This window comes from Kitasatospora sp. NPDC050543 (assembly GCF_044457565.1).
Classification (GTDB): domain Bacteria; phylum Actinomycetota; class Actinomycetes; order Streptomycetales; family Streptomycetaceae; genus Kitasatospora.
This window is the reverse complement of the sequence record NZ_JBITGZ010000025.1, coordinates 13,989-29,687: the sequence shown is the minus strand read 5'-3', so window position 1 is coordinate 29,687 and position 15,699 is coordinate 13,989. Positions and strand designations below refer to the sequence as shown.

Below are 15,699 nucleotides of genomic sequence, written 5' to 3'. Positions count from 1 at the left end.
TGCCGGGCGTCCAGGGTGGGTCGGCCACTCCGGGCGTCGGCCCGCAGCCCGACACCGACCCGGCCGAGGAGAGACCCACCGGTGAGCCTGCCACCGGGTCGCGTGCGGGATCCCTGGTGTCCGGGGTGGCGGTGGCCGGCGGCGCCGGACCGCGCGGGGCCCTTCCGGCACCGGGTGGGCCCGTGTCGGCCGCACACCGGGGCGGGCCGGTCGGCACGGGCCCGGCACAGCCCGCACCGCCGGCCACCGCGACCGCCCGGACCCCGGCGGCCCGCCGCGAGCAGCAGGGCGCCGACCGCACCGCGCTCGAAACACTCTGGCGCTCCTACAAGGAGACCGGGGACGCCCGCCTCCGGGAACAGCTGATCCTGCACTACTCCCCGCTCGTCAAGTACGTGGCCGGCCGGGTGGGCGTCGGCCTCCCATCGAACGTCGAGCAGGCCGACTTCGTCTCCTCGGGCGTGTTCGGCCTGATCGACGCGATCGAGAAGTTCGACCTCGACCGGGCCATCAAGTTCGAGACCTACGCCATCAGCCGCATCCGTGGCGCCATCATCGACGAACTTCGCGCACTGGACTGGATCCCCCGCTCGGTCCGGCAGAAGGCCAAGGCGGTCGAGCGGACGTACGCCACGCTGGAGGCGCGGCTGCGCCGCACACCGCACGAGCCCGAGGTCGCCGCCGAGATGGGCATCGCGATCGAGGATCTGCACGCCATCTTCAGCCAGCTCTCCCTGGCCAACGTGGTCGCCCTCGACGAGCTCCTCCACCCGGCCGGCGAGGGAGGTGACCGACCGAGCCTGATCGACAGCCTGGTCGACCACGGGGCGGACAACCCCGTGGAGGTCGCGGAGGACCGCGAGCTGCGCCGGCTGCTGGCGCACGCGATCAACACCCTCCCGGAGCGGGAGAAGACGGTGGTGACGCTCTACTACTACGAAGGCCTGACGCTCGCCGAGATCGGCCAGGTGCTGGGGGTGACGGAGAGCAGGGTGAGCCAGATCCACACCAAATCGGTGCTGCAACTGCGAGCGAAGCTGCCCGACATCCGCTGACGAGCGGCCGGCCGACATCCGTCGGCGAGCGGCCCGCGCACCGGGTATCCGAGGTCGGAGTGGTCGACTCGGCCGGAGCGGTCGGGTCGGCCCCGGCGGAACCGGACGGGGTCACCCGCCTCCTCGTTCCCCTCAATTGCGCGGCGCCGTACCGGGCGCTCGGCGGGCTCCGTAGAGTGGGACGGTGCCGAAGATCCGAGCGGCCACCTTGGCCGAGCATCGACAGCTGCAACAGGCAGCCCTCCTCGACGCTGCCCGCAGTCTGTTGGCCGAGGGCGGTATGGAGGCGCTGACGTTCCCCGCGCTTGCGGCGCGCACCGGGCTGGCCCGCTCCTCCGTATATGAGTACTTCCGCTCGCGTGCCGCCGTGGTCGAGACGCTGTGCGAGGTGGACTTCCCACTCTGGGCCGCCGAGATCGAGGCGGGCATGGCTGTCTGCGACAACCCAGCCGGCCGGGTCGAGGCCTACGTCCGGGGGCAGCTGACGCTCGCCGGCGATCCGCGGCACCGGGCCATCGCCGCCATCTCGGCGCTGGAACTCGACGAGGCCGCGCGCGAGCGCATCCGCGCTGCGCACGGAGGCCTCATCGGTCTGGTGGTGCAGGCACTGGAGGATCTCGGACACGATCAGCCGCGGCTGGCGGCGGCGCTGCTCCAGGGCGTCGTCGAGGCGGCGGTCCGGCAGTCCGAACAGCGCCCCGGTGGGCATGGCCGCCTCGGAGCCGGGAGCCCGGCCTCCGTCGCGGATGCGGCCGTGGCACTGGTGCTGCACGGGCTGTGCCCGCGTGAGAGCACGCAGCCAACGACGACGGCACCGTTGCCGCCGGAGCTGTCGTAACAGTGCGAGCGGGCGGCAGCAGCCTTCGAGTCGAGCACTGAGCCGCCCGCGGGCGACCGTGTACGGGCCCCACGCGCGGACCGACCACAGGAGCCGACTACGCCTGCGTGGTACACGGGCCGATCATTCACCGGCCCCTCACGCAGGCCCGAGCCCTGACCACCCCGCACGGGCCCACGCCCGCGCGTGTCAGTGCTCCCCGCCGGCCAGTGGCAGCAGGCGCGCCGAGCCGGTGCCGAGCAGGGCGAGCGGGTCGAGATAGCGCTCGCCACGCAGCAGACCCCAGTGCAGGCAACTGCTCGGGCAGTGGCTGGAGGCCGGCGCGAGGCGGCCGACGGGTTGACCCGCAACGACGGCCGCGCCCACCGGGGCGGTGCCTGCCACGGGTAGGTAGGTCGTGCGAAGTGGGGGAGTGCCGGATCCAGGATGGCTGACGGTGACCACCGGGCGTCCCGCGACGGTGCCGGAGAACACGACCACCCCGGGGGCTGCGGATCGCACCTCGGTCCCCGGCTCCGCCGCCAGGTCGACTCCCCGGTGCCCGGCGGCCCAGCGTGCAGGCGGGGCTTCGAAGCGTCGAAGCACCGCACCGGGCCCGCCCACCGGCCACGCCCGACCGGTCGGCGCCAGAAGTGCGAGAAGTTCCGGCACCCGCCTCGCGTGGACGGCAGGCTCGGGGAGCGCGGCCAGCAGCACCGTCAGCAGCAGTGTCACAGGCACCGCTCGACATCTGACTCGACGCCCAGGACGAGGCCGGCACCTACCTCGACGCCGAGGGCGCGGGCGAGAGGGAGATCGCTCCGCAGCCCGCGTCAAGGAAGGCGGACAGGGACGGAGTGAGGCAGGGCGGCCTGGCAATGCGGCGCGGGGTGCGGACATGCCGATGAGGCTCCCGGCGGGAGAGCGGCCGCGCCAGGCCCCGCCCGATTCCTGTGGACAACCACCCGGCTGTGGACAACCGGTGTCCCCCGGACGGGTGGCGTGGCCGCCCCCGGTGACCGCGCACGAACCGAGGCGGGCGAGCCCGCCATGCTGCCACCCGCTCACACCACCCCCCGTCACGGGTCCCGCCGCCCTCCCGCTACGTGGCAGGAGCCCCGCCCGGCAGGGCCGGGCGGCAGTCACACGAGCGCCGGCCGACCCCCCCGAAATCAGCGGAGTCGCTCGTCGCTCGGCGCTTCCCGTACACTTCACACGCGACCCGGTCTGCCCGGGTCGACTTCGCACGCCCCGCCACCGGTGGTCGGACTGCGGCCCAGCCGCCGCCATCACCTGGTGCGAGTGCCGCTCGGTCCGCCGAGCCCGACGTGGTTTCGACCGCCCGGGCCGAAGCGGCTCGGCACGTTCGGGGCGTCAGGCGTGACGGTCACCTGACCGGCACGGACAAAACCGAGCCTGACCCGGCAGCAGCGGCAACGCAAGAGCCGGGCGCAACACCTGAGGAGCACGGCTATGGCCGTCGTCACGATGCGGGAGCTGCTGGAGAGCGGCGTCCACTTCGGTCACCAGACCCGTCGTTGGAACCCGAAGATGAAGCGCTTCATCTTCACGGAGCGCAACGGCATCTACATCATCGACCTCCTGCAGTCGCTGAACTACATCGACCGCGCCTTCGAGTTCGTCAAGGAGACCGTTGCCCACGGCGGCAGCGTCCTCTTCGTCGGCACCAAGAAGCAGGCCCAGGAGGCCATCGCCGAGCAGGCCACCCGCGTGGGCATGCCCTACGTGAACCAGCGCTGGCTCGGCGGCATGCTGACCAACTTCCAGACCGTGTACAAGCGCCTTCAGCGGATGAAGGAGCTCGGCGAGATCGACTTCTCGGACGTGGCCGGCTCCGGTCTCACCAAGAAGGAGCTCCTGGTCCTCGAGCGCGAGCACACCAAGCTCGAGAAGACCCTTGGCGGTATCCGTGACATGCAGCGCGTTCCCAGCGCTGTCTGGATCGTCGACACCAAGAAGGAGCACATCGCGGTCGGCGAGGCCCGGAAGCTCAACATCCCGGTCGTCGCCATCCTCGACACCAACTGCGACCCCGACGAGGTCGACTACAAGATCCCGGGCAACGATGACGCGATCCGCTCCGTCACCCTGCTGACCCGCGTGATCGCCGACGCCGTCGCCGAGGGCCTCAAGGCCCGCGCGGGTGTCGCGAAGGGCGACGTCAAGGCCGAGCCGGGCGCCGACCAGCCGCTGGCCGACTGGGAGAAGGACATCCTCGAGGGCGACAAGAAGGTCGAGGAGGCTCCGGCCGCCGAGGCTGCCGCCGCCGAGGTCGCTGCCGAGGCCCCCGCCGCCGAGGCTGAGGCCCCCGCCGGCGAGGCTGAGGCTCCGGCCGCCGAGGCCGAGCAGGCCTGACGTACCAAGGGTGAGGGGCACTCGCCGGTACGACACCGGTAGGTGCCCCTCTCTCCCGTGCCGGGGCCGAACCATCGGCCCCGGCGCAACCCCACGCAGACACGCGAGACGCGAGAAGAGATTCACACCATGGCGAACATCTCCGCCGCGGACGTCAAGAAGCTCCGTGAGCTCACCGGCGCCGGCATGATGGACTGCAAGAAGGCGCTCGACGAGGCCGAGGGCAACGTCGAGAAGGCCGTCGAGCTGCTCCGTATCAAGGGTCAGAAGGGCGTCGCCAAGCGCGAGGGCCGTGACGCCTCCAACGGCGCCGTCGCCGCGCTGATCGCCGAGGACAACAAGTCCGGCGTGCTGGTCGAGCTGAACTGCGAGACCGACTTCGTCGCCAAGGGCGGCAAGTTCGTCGAGGTCGCCAACACGATCGCCGCCCACGTCGCCGCCACCTCGCCGGCCGACCTGGAGGCCGCGCTGGCCTCCGAGATCGCCGCCGGCAAGACCGTCCAGCAGTTCGTGGACGAGGCCAACGCGAGCCTGGGCGAGAAGATCGTCTTCCGCCGCTTCGCGCAGTTCGACGGTGACGGCTACGTCGCGGTCTACCTGCACAAGACCGACCCGGACCTCCCGCCGGCCATCGGCGTCCTCGTCGAGCTCGACAAGGAGAACGCCGCGGTCGCCAAGGATGTTGCGCAGCACATCGCCGCCTTCGCCCCGAAGTACCTCTCCCGCGAGGACATCCCGGCCGAGGACATCGAGAACGAGCGTCGCGTCGCCGAGGCCACCGCTCGCGAGGAGGGCAAGCCCGAGGCCGCCCTGCCGAAGATCGTCGAGGGTCGCGTCACCGGCTTCGTCAAGGAGAACTCCGTCCTGGAGCAGGCCTTCGCGAAGGACAACAAGAAGTCCGTCGCCAAGGTTCTCGAGGAGAACGGCGTCGCCCTCAAGCGCTTCGCGCGTTTCCGCGTCGGCGCCTGAGCCACCACGTTCCACCTTGGTTCCCGTCCGTCAGGACCCCGCATAGGGTAGGAACCGCCACCGCTCCTGACCAGGGCGGCAGGAACGCGCCGATCGGGCTCTCTACGTACCCCTCGGGGGCCACGTCGGCACCATGAACGACGAGGAGGCCATTGCCGTGCAGGACACCGTACCGGTTCCCGCGGCAGTGGCCTCCTCGCGTGTACGCGCAGGTCGGGCTTCGCACAGCCGGATCTGTGAACCAGCAGGTTAGAAGGAGAAGTCCATGCAGGAGACGCAGGAGACCGCGCAGGACGGCCGGCGGCGCCGGGTTCTGCTGAAGCTGTCCGGTGAGGCGTTCGCCGGTGGCGGCGGCCTCGGCGTCGATCCGGACGTCGTGCACGCGATCGCGCGGGAGATCGGCACGGTGGTCCGCGCCGGTACCGAGGTGGCCGTGGTGATCGGCGGCGGCAACTTCTTCCGTGGCGCCGAGCTCCAGGTCCGCGGCATGGACCGGGCGCGCTCGGACTACATGGGCATGCTCGGCACGGTGATGAACTGCCTCGCGCTCCAGGACTTCCTGATCAAGGAAGGCATCGAGACCCGGGTCCAGACCGCCATCACCATGGGCCAGGTCGCCGAGCCGTACCTGCCGCTGCGTGCCGTCCGGCACCTTGAGAAGGGCCGCGTGGTCATCTTCGGCGCCGGTATGGGCATGCCGTACTTCTCCACCGACACCACGGCCGTCCAGCGCGCGCTGGAGATCCACGCCGAGGTGCTGCTGATGGGCAAGAACGGTGTGGACGGCGTCTACGACTCCGACCCGCGGACCAACCCGGACGCCGTGAAGTTCGACGCCCTGGAGTACTCCGAGGTCATCGCGCGCGACCTCAAGGTCGCCGACCTCACCGCGATCACGCTGTGCAAGGACAACAACCTGCCGATGCTGGTGTTCGAGCTGCTGGCGGAGGGCAATATCGCGCGTGCGGTGAAGAGTGAGAAGATCGGCACACTCATCAGCCAGGATTCCGTCCGGGCCTGAGCGGGCCGGCACGTCGGCCGCCGCACCGAGCACCGAGCGACGGCCGACGAGTAGCGTGCAGCGAGCGACCAGCAAGCCGGCAGGCAGCACGCCGCGGCAAGCATCCGCACGGCGTGCGCGTGCGGGACATCAGTACGGCATCAAGGCATACCGGACAGGGAGCAGACCGTGATCGAAGAGATCCTCCTCGAAGCCGAGGAGAAGATGGAGAAGGCCGTAGCCGTCGCCAAGGACGACTTCGCCGCCATCCGCACCGGCCGGGCGCACCCGGCGATGTTCGCCAAGATCGTGGCGGACTACTACGGCGCCCCGACGCCGATCAACCAGCTCGCCTCGTTCGCCGTCCCGGAGCCGCGGATGGCGATCGTCACCCCGTTCGACAAGACGGCCCTGCGCAACATCGAGACCGCGATCCGCGACTCGGACCTGGGCGTCAACCCGTCCAACGACGGTTCCATCATCCGGGTGTCGTTCCCTCAGCTGACCGAGGAGCGCCGCAAGGAGTACATCAAGGTCGCCCGCGGCAAGGGTGAGGACGCCAAGATCTCGATCCGGGCGATCCGACGCAAGGCCAAGGACGCGATCGACAAGCTGGTGAAGGACGGCGAGGCCGGCGAGGACGAGGGCCGCCGCGCCGAGAAGGAGCTCGACGACCTGACCTCGCGCTTCGTCGCACACGTCGACGAGCTGCTGAAGCACAAGGAAGCCGAGCTGCTCGAAGTCTGATGAACGACGCCCCTGACGCCCCTGGCTACTGGGGCCCATCCGACCAGCAGTACCTGCCTCCGTACCCCGCCGCGCCGGCGCCTGCTGCGGGTGACCTCCAGCACCGAATGGGTCACTCGCAGCAGCCCCCGGTGTCCTGGGGCGGTGATGCGGAGCAGACTCGGTTCATGCCCCCAGTCCCGGCCGGCCCAGGCCAGGAGCACTCCCCGGAGCCGGGCTCCGACCCGCACCGGCCGCAGCAGGCGCCGGCGCGCTCGCCCGGCCGGCTGAGCGGCGGCCCGCTGTTCCGGGACGAGCATCCGGGAGCGGGCGGCCCGGGGCCGGAGGAGACGATGGTGCTGCGCGCGCCGACGTCTTCGACCCCGCCCGGGTGGCCCGGGGCCGGAGGTCCGGCCCCGGTGGGCCGTCCGGCGCCGTTCGGAGGTCCACAGGCCGGCGCTCCGCAGCCCCCACAGTCCCCGCAGTACCACCCCCAGCCGAACGACCCGGCGCACCACCACCCTGTGCCGTCCTTCCCAGGGCAGGAGACACCAGTGGCCCAGCCCGACCCGCAGCCCCGCAAGCAGCGCGGCGGTCGCAACCTCAAGGCCGCGATAGGCGTGGGGGTCGGCCTCGGCGCGGTGATCGTCGCCTCGCTGTTCCTGGTCAAGGAGCTGTTCCTGGTCGTCGTCATGGTGGCCGCGGTGGTCGGACTCTGGGAGCTGACCAGCAGGCTGGCCGAGCGCAAGGAGATCGACGCACCGTTGGTCCCGCTCGCGGTCGGTGGCGTCGCGATGATCTCGACGGGTTACTGGGCCGGCGTGCAGTGGGCCGCCGCAGCGCTCGCGCTGACCGGGCTCGCGGTGATGGTCTGGCGGATGGCGCAGCCGCCGGAGAACTACCTGCGGGACATAACGGCGGGCATCTTCACCGCCTTCTACGTCCCCTTCCTGGCCACCTTCGTCGCGATGATGCTGGCGGCCGACGACGGCCCGCAGCGGATCGTGCTCTTCCTGATCGTCACGGTCTGCAGCGACACCGGGGCCTACGCCGTCGGGTACAAGTTCGGCAGGACCAAGCTGGCGCCGACGATCAGCCCGGGCAAGACCCGTGAGGGCCTGGCCGGCGGCATCGCGCTGTCGATGCTCGCGGGCGCGCTGCTGATGCAGCTGATCATCGACGACGGCAGCTGGTGGCAGGGCCTGGTCCTGGGTGGCTGCGCGGCCGTCACGGCGACCCTCGGCGACCTCGGCGAGTCCATGATCAAGCGTGATCTGGGCATCAAGGACATGGGCACGCTGCTGCCCGGCCACGGCGGCATCATGGACCGGCTGGACTCACTCCTGCCGACCGCACCGGTGGTCTGGCTGCTGCTGGCAGCCTTTGTCGGCAGCTGACCGGCACTTGGCAGCTGACCGGTACCGGCAGCTGAAAGGGAGCGGTACGACGCACCCGCAGGTACCGGCGAGACGCGAACGCAGGTACGACCGCCGGTGCGGCGGGAGGTACGACCGCAGGCCCCGGACGCTCGGCGTCCGGGGCCTGCGGCATCTGCGACACTGGATGAACCATGCCTGCACCCGGAGAACTGACCTTTGTCGCGCCGCGCGGCGCCAAGCCCCCGCGACACCTTGCCGACCTGAGCCCCGCCGATCGCAAGGCGGCCGTCGCCGAGCTGGGCGAGCAGCCGTTCCGCGCCAAGCAGCTGTCCAACCACTACTTCGGCCGGATGTCCAACGACCCGGGCGAGTGGACGGACATCCCCGCTGCCAGCCGGGAGAAGCTCACCGAGGCCCTGCTCCCGGAGCTGATGTCGGTCGTGCGACACGTCTCCTGCGACGACGACACCACCCGAAAGACGCTCTGGAAGCTCTTCGACGGGACACTGGTCGAGTCCGTGCTGATGCGTTACCCGGACCGGGTCACCATGTGCATCAGCTCGCAGGCCGGCTGCGGCATGAACTGCCCGTTCTGCGCCACCGGCCAGGCCGGGCTGAACCGCAACCTGTCCACCGCCGAGATCGTGGAGCAGATCGCCGCGGGCATGCGCGCGCTCAAGTCCGGGGAGATCCCCGGCGGCGAGGCGCGGCTGTCGAACGTGGTCTTCATGGGCATGGGCGAGCCGCTGGCGAACTTCAACCGGGTGCTGGCCTCGATCCGGCGTCTGACCGACCCGGCGCCCGACGGCTTCGGCATGTCGCAGCGCGGCATCACCGTCTCCACCGTCGGCCTGGTCCCGGCGATGAACCGGCTGGCGGACGAGGAGCTGAGCGTGCGCCTCGCGCTCTCGCTGCACGCCCCCGATGACGAGCTGCGGGACGAGCTGGTCCCGGTGAACACTCGCTGGAAGGTCGCCGAGGTGCTGGACGCGGCGTGGAACTACGCCGAGAAGTCCGGCCGCCGGATCTCCATCGAGTACGCGCTGATCAAGGACATCAATGACCAGGCGTGGCGGGCGGACCTCCTCGGGCGGCTGATCAAGAACCACCGGGTGCACGTCAACCTGATTCCGCTGAACCCGACCCCGGGCTCCAAGTGGACGGCCTCCCGCCCGGAGGACGAGCGCGAGTTCGTCCGTCGGCTGCAGTCGCACGGTGTGCCGACGACCGTCCGGGACACCCGTGGCCAGGAGATCGACGGCGCCTGCGGGCAGCTGGCGGCCGCGGGCTGAGACCCGGAGCCGGGGCGGACCGCGAGCTGGTCGGCCCCGGTCGGCCATAACCGCGGGCCCGGTGGCCCGGCCGGGCCACCCGCGTGGTCAGGCCAGCGTGGCCGCGCCCAGTGCGGCGGTCAGCCCGCCGGTCAGCAGCAGCACCGTCCCGACGGCGAGCGCGCGCAGTGCGACGGCGCCGAACAGCAGCCGGGGCGCCGCCCCGAGCTGGAGCAGCCCGGCGGTGACCTGCCGACGGGCGGTGCGGACCTCCGCCAGCCGGGCCACCACGGCGGCGACGGCGCAGCCGAGCACCAGCACCGCCTCGATGGCCGGCAGGACGTCCGCGCTGTCCGGGGTGCCGACCCAGTACCGGATGGTGGTGAGCACCACCGCGAGGATCAGCGCGAGCACGGCGAGCGGCGGGCTCAGCCGCCGGGCCTCGGCGGTCAGGCCGCGGCCGGCCAGCAGTCGCAGCGGGGTCGGCCGGCCGAGGGCCAGCAGCCGCCCGGCCCAGGCGAGCAGCGGGCCGGTCAGCAGCGCGAGGCCGATCGCGGTGCCGGCCCAGCCGCCGAGTGCGGCGACGCTGGTGCTGCCCAGCCCGGCCGGCAGGTGGAGTGGCCGTCCGTCCTCGGCGGCACCGGAGCGCAGCCCGTACAGCTCCAGCGCGAGGCCGATCACCGTCAGGCCGACCGGGATGGCGAGGCGCAGTGGCGTGTATCCCTGGGCGGTGCCGGGAGTGCCGCCGGGAGTGCCACGGCCGGGCAGCGTCTCGACGGCGGGTACGGCGATGGCGGCGGCTACTCCGGCGACCAGCGGGACGAGGGCGAGCAGGGTGACGGGGGCGGCGGCGGGCAGCGGGACGCCCATGCCGAGCTCGGGGGCGAGCGTGTCACCGGCGATGTCGTTGCGCAGTACCAGGAAGAGCAGCAGGGTGAGGGCGCTGCCGAGTGCGCTGGCCAGCGCGATCTCGCCGGCGATCAGGATCCTGATCCGGGTGGAGCCGGCCCCGGCCGCGGTCAGGCCGGTGATCCGCTCGGGGCGCTGGGCGGGCAGGGCCCGGGCGGCGACCGCGGCGAACCAGGCGACGGCGGCGAGCGGCGGCAGGCACCAGAGCAGCCGGACCACGGACCCGTCGGTGCCCTGCGGGTCGCTCATCGCCCGGCCGAGCGAGCGCAGCAGGAACGCCGCGACCACGCTGCCGGCGAGGGCGGTGAGCAGCCAGCGGCCGAGGTCGAGCACCCGGTAGCCACGGGCCAGGCGGAGATACAACACGTCGACTCTTTCAGCTCTTCGCTCTTCAGCTCTTCAACACTCGGCGCTTCGACGCCCGGCTCTGCTGCCCTCAGCTCAGCCCGCTCAGCGCTCAGCGCCTTCGGCAGGTCGGCCGCTTCGGGCTCCTAGCGGCGCGAGGCGGAGACGGCGGACGCGCCGGTGACGCCGCCGGTGCCGCCGGTGCCGCGCGCCACGGGGGCGACGGGCGCGGCGAGACGTCCGTCGACCAGCGCGACGGTGCGGTCCGCGTACCGGGCGAGCTCGGGATCGTGGGTGGCAAGGACGAGGGTGAGCTGGTGCGAGCGGGCCGCGCTGGTCAGTATCCGCAGGACCTGATCTGCGGCCTCGCGGTGCAGCGGCGCGGTCGGGTCGTCGGCGAAGACGACGGGGGGCAGCGGGGCGAGCGCGCGGGCGACGGCGATCCGCTGGCGCTGGCTCTGGATCAGCCGGTCCGGTCGCAGCCGGCTGCTTTCGGCGACGTCGAGCCGCTCCAGCCACTCGTCGGCGGCGCAGTACGCGGCCTTGTTGCCGGCACCGGCCAGCAGCAGCGGCAGGGCGACGTTCTCGCGGGCCGTCAGTTCCGGTACCAGGTGGGGTTCGGAGCCGACGAAGCCGAAGCGGTCGCGGCGCAGGCGTTCACGCCCGGCCCGGCCGAGGGTGTGGACGGAGGAGCTGTTGAACCAGACCTCGCCCTGGTCGACGGGGAGTAGCGCGGAGAGGCAGCCGAGCAGGGTGGACTTGCCGGCGCCGCGCGCTCCGGTGACGGCCAGCACCTCGCCCTCGCGGATGCCGAGCGAGATGCCGCGCAGGGCGGGAGTGCCATGGTGGGACTTGACGACTCCTCGGGCCCACAGCACGTCGTTGTCAGGCGGGGCCGCTGACATGAAGCACCATCCTGGTGGCTACGGGGATATGACAGTCGTCAGATTAGAACGACTGAGCCGTGCCGAGGTTGCGGCACACTGGCCCATCCGTGGGCAAACCGGAGCGAATCCGGCGTGTTGGCGTCAAGAAACCTTCGCGGACGTTCGGCTTGGGGCTCCTTGCCGGCTCTTCGGCGGGCCCCGGCGGCGCTGGGCCGGCGGGGGGACGCCCAAGGGCGGTCCCGCAGTGCGGGACCGCCCTTGGCGGAGGGTGGGACAGAAGGTCAGAGCTTGGCCCACGCGTCGGTGAGGCTGACCCGCAGAATCTGCTCGATCTCGTCGAAGGTCGACTGGTTCGAGATCAGCGGCGGGGCCAGCTGGATGACCGGGTCGCCACGGTCGTCGGCTCGGCAGTACAGGCCGTTGTCGAAGAGCGCCTTCGACAGGAAGCCGTAGAGCACGCGCTCCACCTCGTCGTCGTTGAACGACTCCTTGGTGACCTTGTCCTTCACGAGCTCGATGCCGTAGAAGTACCCGTTGCCGCGCACGTCGCCGACGATCGGCAGGTCGCGCAGCTTGTCCAGGGTGTTCAGGAACTTCGACTCGTTGTCGAGCACGTTCTGGTTCAGGCCCTCGCGCTCGAAGATGTCGAGGTTGGCGAGCGCCACCGCGGAGGAGACCGGGTGGCCACCGAAGGTGTAGCCGTGCAGGAAGGTGTTGTCACCCTTGTAGAACGGCTCCGCCAGGCGGTCCGAGATGATCGTGGCGCCGATCGGGGAGTAGCCCGAGGTCATGCCCTTGGCGCAGGTGATCATGTCGGGCTGGTAGCCGAACTTGTCGGCGCCGAACATGGTGCCCAGGCGGCCGAAGGCGCAGATGACCTCGTCCGAGACCAGCAGCACGTCGTGGCGGTCGCAGATCTCGCGCAGGCGCTGGAAGTACCCGGGCGGCGGCGGGAAGCAGCCACCGGCGTTCTGCACCGGCTCGACGAAGACTGCGGCGACGGTGTCGGCACCCTCGTTGAGGATGGCCACCTCGATCTCGTCGGCGCACCAGCGGCCGTAGGCCTCCGGGTCCACCGTGCCGTCGGGGCCGGCCAGGAAGGCCGGGGCACGGTAGATGTTGGTGTTCGGGGCCTTGTGGGTGCCGGGCACCAGCGGCTCGAACGGGGCCTTCAGGCCCGGCAGGCCGGTGATCGACAGGGCGCCCTGGGGGGTGCCGTGGTAGGCGACGGCGCGCGAGATGACCTTGTACTTGGTCGGCTTGCCGGTCAGCTTGAAGTACTGCTTGGCGAGCTTCCAGGCGGTCTCGACGGCCTCGCCGCCACCGGTGGAGAAGAAGACCTTGTTCAGGTCACCCGGGGCGTAGTTGGCAAGGCGCTCGGCCAGCTCGACGGCCTTCGGGTGGGCATAGCTCCACACCGGGAAGAAGGCCAGCTCCTTGGCCTGCTTCGCGGCGGCCTCGGCCAGCTCCTCGCGGCCGTGGCCGGCCTGGACGACGAACAGGCCCGCGAGCCCGTCCAGGTACTTCTTGCCCTTGTCGTCCCAGACGTAGGTGCCCTCGCCCTTGACGATCGTCGGCACGGGGGAGTTCTCGTACGACGACATGCGGGTGAAGTGCATCCACAGGTGGTCGTAGGCGGTCTTCGAAAGGTCCTTCTGTGCCGGGTCGGCGCTCATCGGGTGCCCCAGGTGTAGGTCTGTTTCCGGAGCTTCAGATAAACGAAGCTCTCGGTGCTCCGCACGCCGGGAAGCGCGCGGATGCGCTTGTTGATCAGTTCGAGCAGGTGCTCGTCGTCCTCGCAGACCAGCTCGGCCAGCAGGTCGAACGAGCCTGCGGTGCAGACCACGTAGTCGACCTCGTCGAGGGCGGCCAGCGCGTCTGCGACCGGTTCGATGTCTCCCTCGACCCGGATACCGACCATGGCCTGCCGGGTGAAGCCGACGGTGAGCGGGTCGGTGACGGCGACGATCTGCATCACGCCTTGGTCGAGCAGCTTCTGGACCCGCTGGCGCACGGCCGCCTCGGACAGGCCGACGGCCTTGCCGATGGCGGCGTACGGGCGGCGCCCGTCCTCCTGGAGCTGCTCGATGATCGCCTTGGAGGCGGAGTCGAGGGGAACGCTGGCGTTCCGGTCGCGGTTGGCCACGTCGCCACTGTGCCCGATCGCCTGCGCGTTCGCAAGCGCAGAATGCTACTGATTTCGTCGTGATCTTCGGGATCGCATACGGATTTCATCGTTGTTCTGACATTGGCCTGTCGATAACCGCAGCGGTGCGGTTACCCTGGCAGGGTAGTCGCGCGCACCTCCTCCGGAGGGCGCGCTCCACCGAACAGTGGACCGCGCCGGACCCGGCCGGGCCACCCGGCGCCGACGTATCCTGGCGCCGGATACTGCAACGCCGCAGGCCCAGACCGAGGAGAGAATCCCGTGAGTGACCTTCGCACTCTGCGTAACTACATCAACGGTGAGTTCGTCGACGCGGCAGACGGCCGCACGCTGGACATCGTGGACCCGACGACCGGTGACGCCTACGCGACCTCTCCGCTGTCCGGCGCCTCGGACGTGGACGCGGCGATGGCCGCGGCCGCCGCGGCGTTCCCGATCTGGCGTGACGCCACCCCGAGCACCCGGCAGCGGCTGCTGCTGAAGATCGCCGACGCGGTCGAGGCCCGCGCCGACGAGCTGGTAGACGCCGAGTGTCGCAACACGGGCAAGCCGCGCGGGCTGACCAAGTCCGAGGAGATCGGCCCGATGGCCGACCAGATCCGCTTCTTCGCCGGCGCCGCCCGCCTGCTCGAGGGCAAGGCCGCGGGCGAGTACATGGACGGCATGACCTCCATCGTGCGCCGCGAGCCGGTCGGCGTCTGCGCCCAGGTCGCGCCGTGGAACTACCCGATGATGATGGCCGTCTGGAAGTTCGCCCCGGCCATCGCCGCGGGCAACACCGTGGTGCTCAAGCCCTCCGACACCACCCCGGCCTCCACCGTGCTGCTGGCCGAGATCATCGGCGGCATCCTCGCCGACATGGAGCTGCCGGCGGGCATCTTCAACGTCATCTGCGGTGACCGCGAGACCGGCCGCCTGATGGTCGAGCACCGCACCCCGGCGATGGCCTCCATCACCGGCTCCGTGCGCGCCGGCATCCAGGTCGCCGAGTCGGCGTCCAAGGACGTCAAGCGCGTCCACCTGGAGCTCGGCGGCAAGGCCCCGGTCGTGGTGTTCGAGGACGCCGACATCGCCGAGGCCGTCGAGGGCATCTCGGTGGCCGGCTACTTCAACGCCGGCCAGGACTGCACCGCCGCCACCCGCGTGCTGGTGCACGAGTCGATCCACGACGCCTTCGTCGAGGCGCTCGCCAAGGCGGCGGCCGAGACCAAGACCGGTGGCATCGACGACGAGGACGTGCTCTACGGCCCGCTGAACAACGCCAACCAGCTGAAGCAGGTGGCCGGCTTCATCGAGCGGCTGCCCTCCCACGCCAAGGTCGAGGCCGGTGGCCACCGGGTCGGCGACATCGGCTACTTCTACGCCCCGACCGTCGTCTCCGGTCTGAACCAGGACGACGAGATCATCCAGAACGAGGTCTTCGGCCCGGTCATCACCGTGCAGAAGTTCTCCGACGAGGAGCAGGCCGTCGACTACGCCAACGGTGTGGAGTTCGCGCTCGCCTCCTCCGTCTGGACCAAGGACCACGCCCGCGCCATGCGGATGTCCCGCCGCCTGGACTTCGGCTGCGTCTGGATCAACACCCACATCCCGCTGGTCGCCGAGATGCCGCACGGTGGCTTCAAGAAGTCCGGCTACGGCAAGGACCTCTCCTCCTACGGCTTCGAGGACTACACCCGCGTCAAGCACGTGATGACCGCCATCTGAGCGAGCCGACCCACCCGGCACCGAGGCCCTGAACCAGGCCCGACGGTGTCCGAAGGAGCCTGAACCGAAGGCCCGGACCCGCGTGGTCCGG

14 protein-coding genes are annotated in these 15,699 nt (G+C 70.9%); 9 read left to right on the top strand and 5 right to left on the bottom strand.

The window, feature by feature from the left end:
- Positions 1–182: 182 nt before the first annotated feature.
- Both whiG and ACIBH3_RS26340 read left to right on the top strand, forming a co-directional pair.
- Entirely contained in the window at positions 183–1,055 is an 873-nt protein-coding gene (whiG, locus tag ACIBH3_RS26345; protein ID WP_396314556.1) for an RNA polymerase sigma factor WhiG, read from the top strand.
- Between the two features lie 184 nt (positions 1,056–1,239).
- Complete coding sequence (locus tag ACIBH3_RS26340) at positions 1,240–1,893, top strand: TetR/AcrR family transcriptional regulator (protein WP_396314555.1); 654 nt, start codon at positions 1,240–1,242, stop codon at positions 1,891–1,893.
- A gap of 189 nt (positions 1,894–2,082) precedes the next feature.
- Here the strand turns inward: ACIBH3_RS26340 and ACIBH3_RS26335 are convergent, their stop codons facing one another.
- Entirely contained in the window at positions 2,083–2,613 is a 531-nt protein-coding gene (locus ACIBH3_RS26335) for a murein hydrolase activator EnvC family protein (RefSeq protein WP_396314554.1), read from the bottom strand.
- A gap of 732 nt (positions 2,614–3,345) precedes the next feature.
- Between ACIBH3_RS26335 and rpsB the strand changes: the two genes are divergently transcribed.
- The 6 genes from rpsB to rlmN all read left to right on the top strand — a co-directional run bounded on the left by rpsB (position 3,346) and on the right by rlmN (position 9,614).
- Complete coding sequence (gene rpsB, locus ACIBH3_RS26330) at positions 3,346–4,248, top strand: 30S ribosomal protein S2 (protein WP_396314553.1); 903 nt, start codon at positions 3,346–3,348, stop codon at positions 4,246–4,248.
- A 129-nt stretch (positions 4,249–4,377) separates the two neighbouring features.
- On the top strand, positions 4,378–5,217 hold the full coding sequence (gene tsf / locus ACIBH3_RS26325; protein ID WP_396314552.1) for a translation elongation factor Ts: 840 nt from the start codon (positions 4,378–4,380) through the stop codon (positions 5,215–5,217).
- Positions 5,218–5,482: 265 nt separating this feature from the next.
- Complete coding sequence (gene pyrH / locus ACIBH3_RS26320; RefSeq protein ID WP_396314551.1) at positions 5,483–6,238, top strand: UMP kinase; 756 nt, start codon at positions 5,483–5,485, stop codon at positions 6,236–6,238.
- 168 nt (positions 6,239–6,406) lie between these two features.
- Positions 6,407–6,964 (top strand): ribosome recycling factor, encoded by a 558-nt coding sequence (gene frr, locus ACIBH3_RS26315; protein WP_396314550.1) that lies wholly within the window; start codon positions 6,407–6,409, stop codon positions 6,962–6,964.
- 107 nt (positions 6,965–7,071) lie between these two features.
- The gene (locus ACIBH3_RS26310) at positions 7,072–8,340 is read left to right on the top strand and encodes a phosphatidate cytidylyltransferase (protein WP_396314620.1); all 1,269 of its coding nucleotides are present in this window, start codon (positions 7,072–7,074) and stop codon (positions 8,338–8,340) included.
- Between the two features lie 173 nt (positions 8,341–8,513).
- Positions 8,514–9,614 carry a 23S rRNA (adenine(2503)-C(2))-methyltransferase RlmN gene (gene rlmN, locus ACIBH3_RS26305; protein WP_396314549.1) on the top strand — a complete coding sequence of 367 codons (1,101 nt, stop codon included), beginning with the start codon at positions 8,514–8,516 and terminating at the stop codon, positions 9,612–9,614.
- Positions 9,615–9,701: 87 nt separating this feature from the next.
- Here rlmN and ACIBH3_RS26300 read toward each other — a convergent pair whose 3' ends face one another.
- The 4 genes from ACIBH3_RS26300 to ACIBH3_RS26285 form a co-directional block, all read right to left on the bottom strand.
- A complete protein-coding gene (locus ACIBH3_RS26300) occupies positions 9,702–10,868 on the bottom strand; it encodes a hypothetical protein (protein ID WP_396314548.1) in 1,167 nt (388 codons plus the stop codon).
- 125 nt (positions 10,869–10,993) lie between these two features.
- Entirely contained in the window at positions 10,994–11,752 is a 759-nt protein-coding gene (locus ACIBH3_RS26295; RefSeq protein WP_396314547.1) for an ABC transporter ATP-binding protein, read from the bottom strand.
- A 263-nt stretch (positions 11,753–12,015) separates the two neighbouring features.
- Complete coding sequence (locus ACIBH3_RS26290; RefSeq protein WP_396314546.1) at positions 12,016–13,410, bottom strand: aspartate aminotransferase family protein; 1,395 nt, start codon at positions 13,408–13,410, stop codon at positions 12,016–12,018.
- Positions 13,407–13,880: an Lrp/AsnC family transcriptional regulator gene (locus tag ACIBH3_RS26285; RefSeq protein WP_396314545.1), complete on the bottom strand. Its 474-nt coding sequence runs from the start codon at positions 13,878–13,880 to the stop codon at positions 13,407–13,409. Before ACIBH3_RS26285 ends, ACIBH3_RS26290 begins: the two co-directional genes overlap by 4 nt.
- 282 nt (positions 13,881–14,162) lie before the next feature.
- On the opposite strand from ACIBH3_RS26285, the gene ACIBH3_RS26280 reads away from it, so the two are divergent.
- Complete coding sequence (locus ACIBH3_RS26280) at positions 14,163–15,608, top strand: gamma-aminobutyraldehyde dehydrogenase (protein ID WP_396314544.1); 1,446 nt, start codon at positions 14,163–14,165, stop codon at positions 15,606–15,608.
- The last annotated feature ends 91 nt before the right edge of the window (positions 15,609–15,699 follow it).

Excerpts from the sequence above, each read along its gene's own strand:
- ACIBH3_RS26290 (WP_396314546.1), bottom strand. The coding sequence starts at position 13,410 with ATGAGCGCCGACCCGGCACAGAAGGACCTTTCGAAGACCGCCTACGAC.
- tsf (WP_396314552.1), top strand. The coding sequence starts at position 4,378 with ATGGCGAACATCTCCGCCGCGGACGTCAAGAAGCTCCGTGAGCTCACC.
- rpsB (WP_396314553.1), top strand. The coding sequence starts at position 3,346 with ATGGCCGTCGTCACGATGCGGGAGCTGCTGGAGAGCGGCGTCCACTTC.
- rlmN (WP_396314549.1), top strand. The coding sequence starts at position 8,514 with ATGCCTGCACCCGGAGAACTGACCTTTGTCGCGCCGCGCGGCGCCAAG.
- ACIBH3_RS26295 (WP_396314547.1), bottom strand. The coding sequence starts at position 11,752 with ATGTCAGCGGCCCCGCCTGACAACGACGTGCTGTGGGCCCGAGGAGTC.
- pyrH (WP_396314551.1), top strand. The coding sequence starts at position 5,483 with ATGCAGGAGACGCAGGAGACCGCGCAGGACGGCCGGCGGCGCCGGGTT.
- ACIBH3_RS26310 (WP_396314620.1), top strand. The coding sequence starts at position 7,072 with ATGGGTCACTCGCAGCAGCCCCCGGTGTCCTGGGGCGGTGATGCGGAG.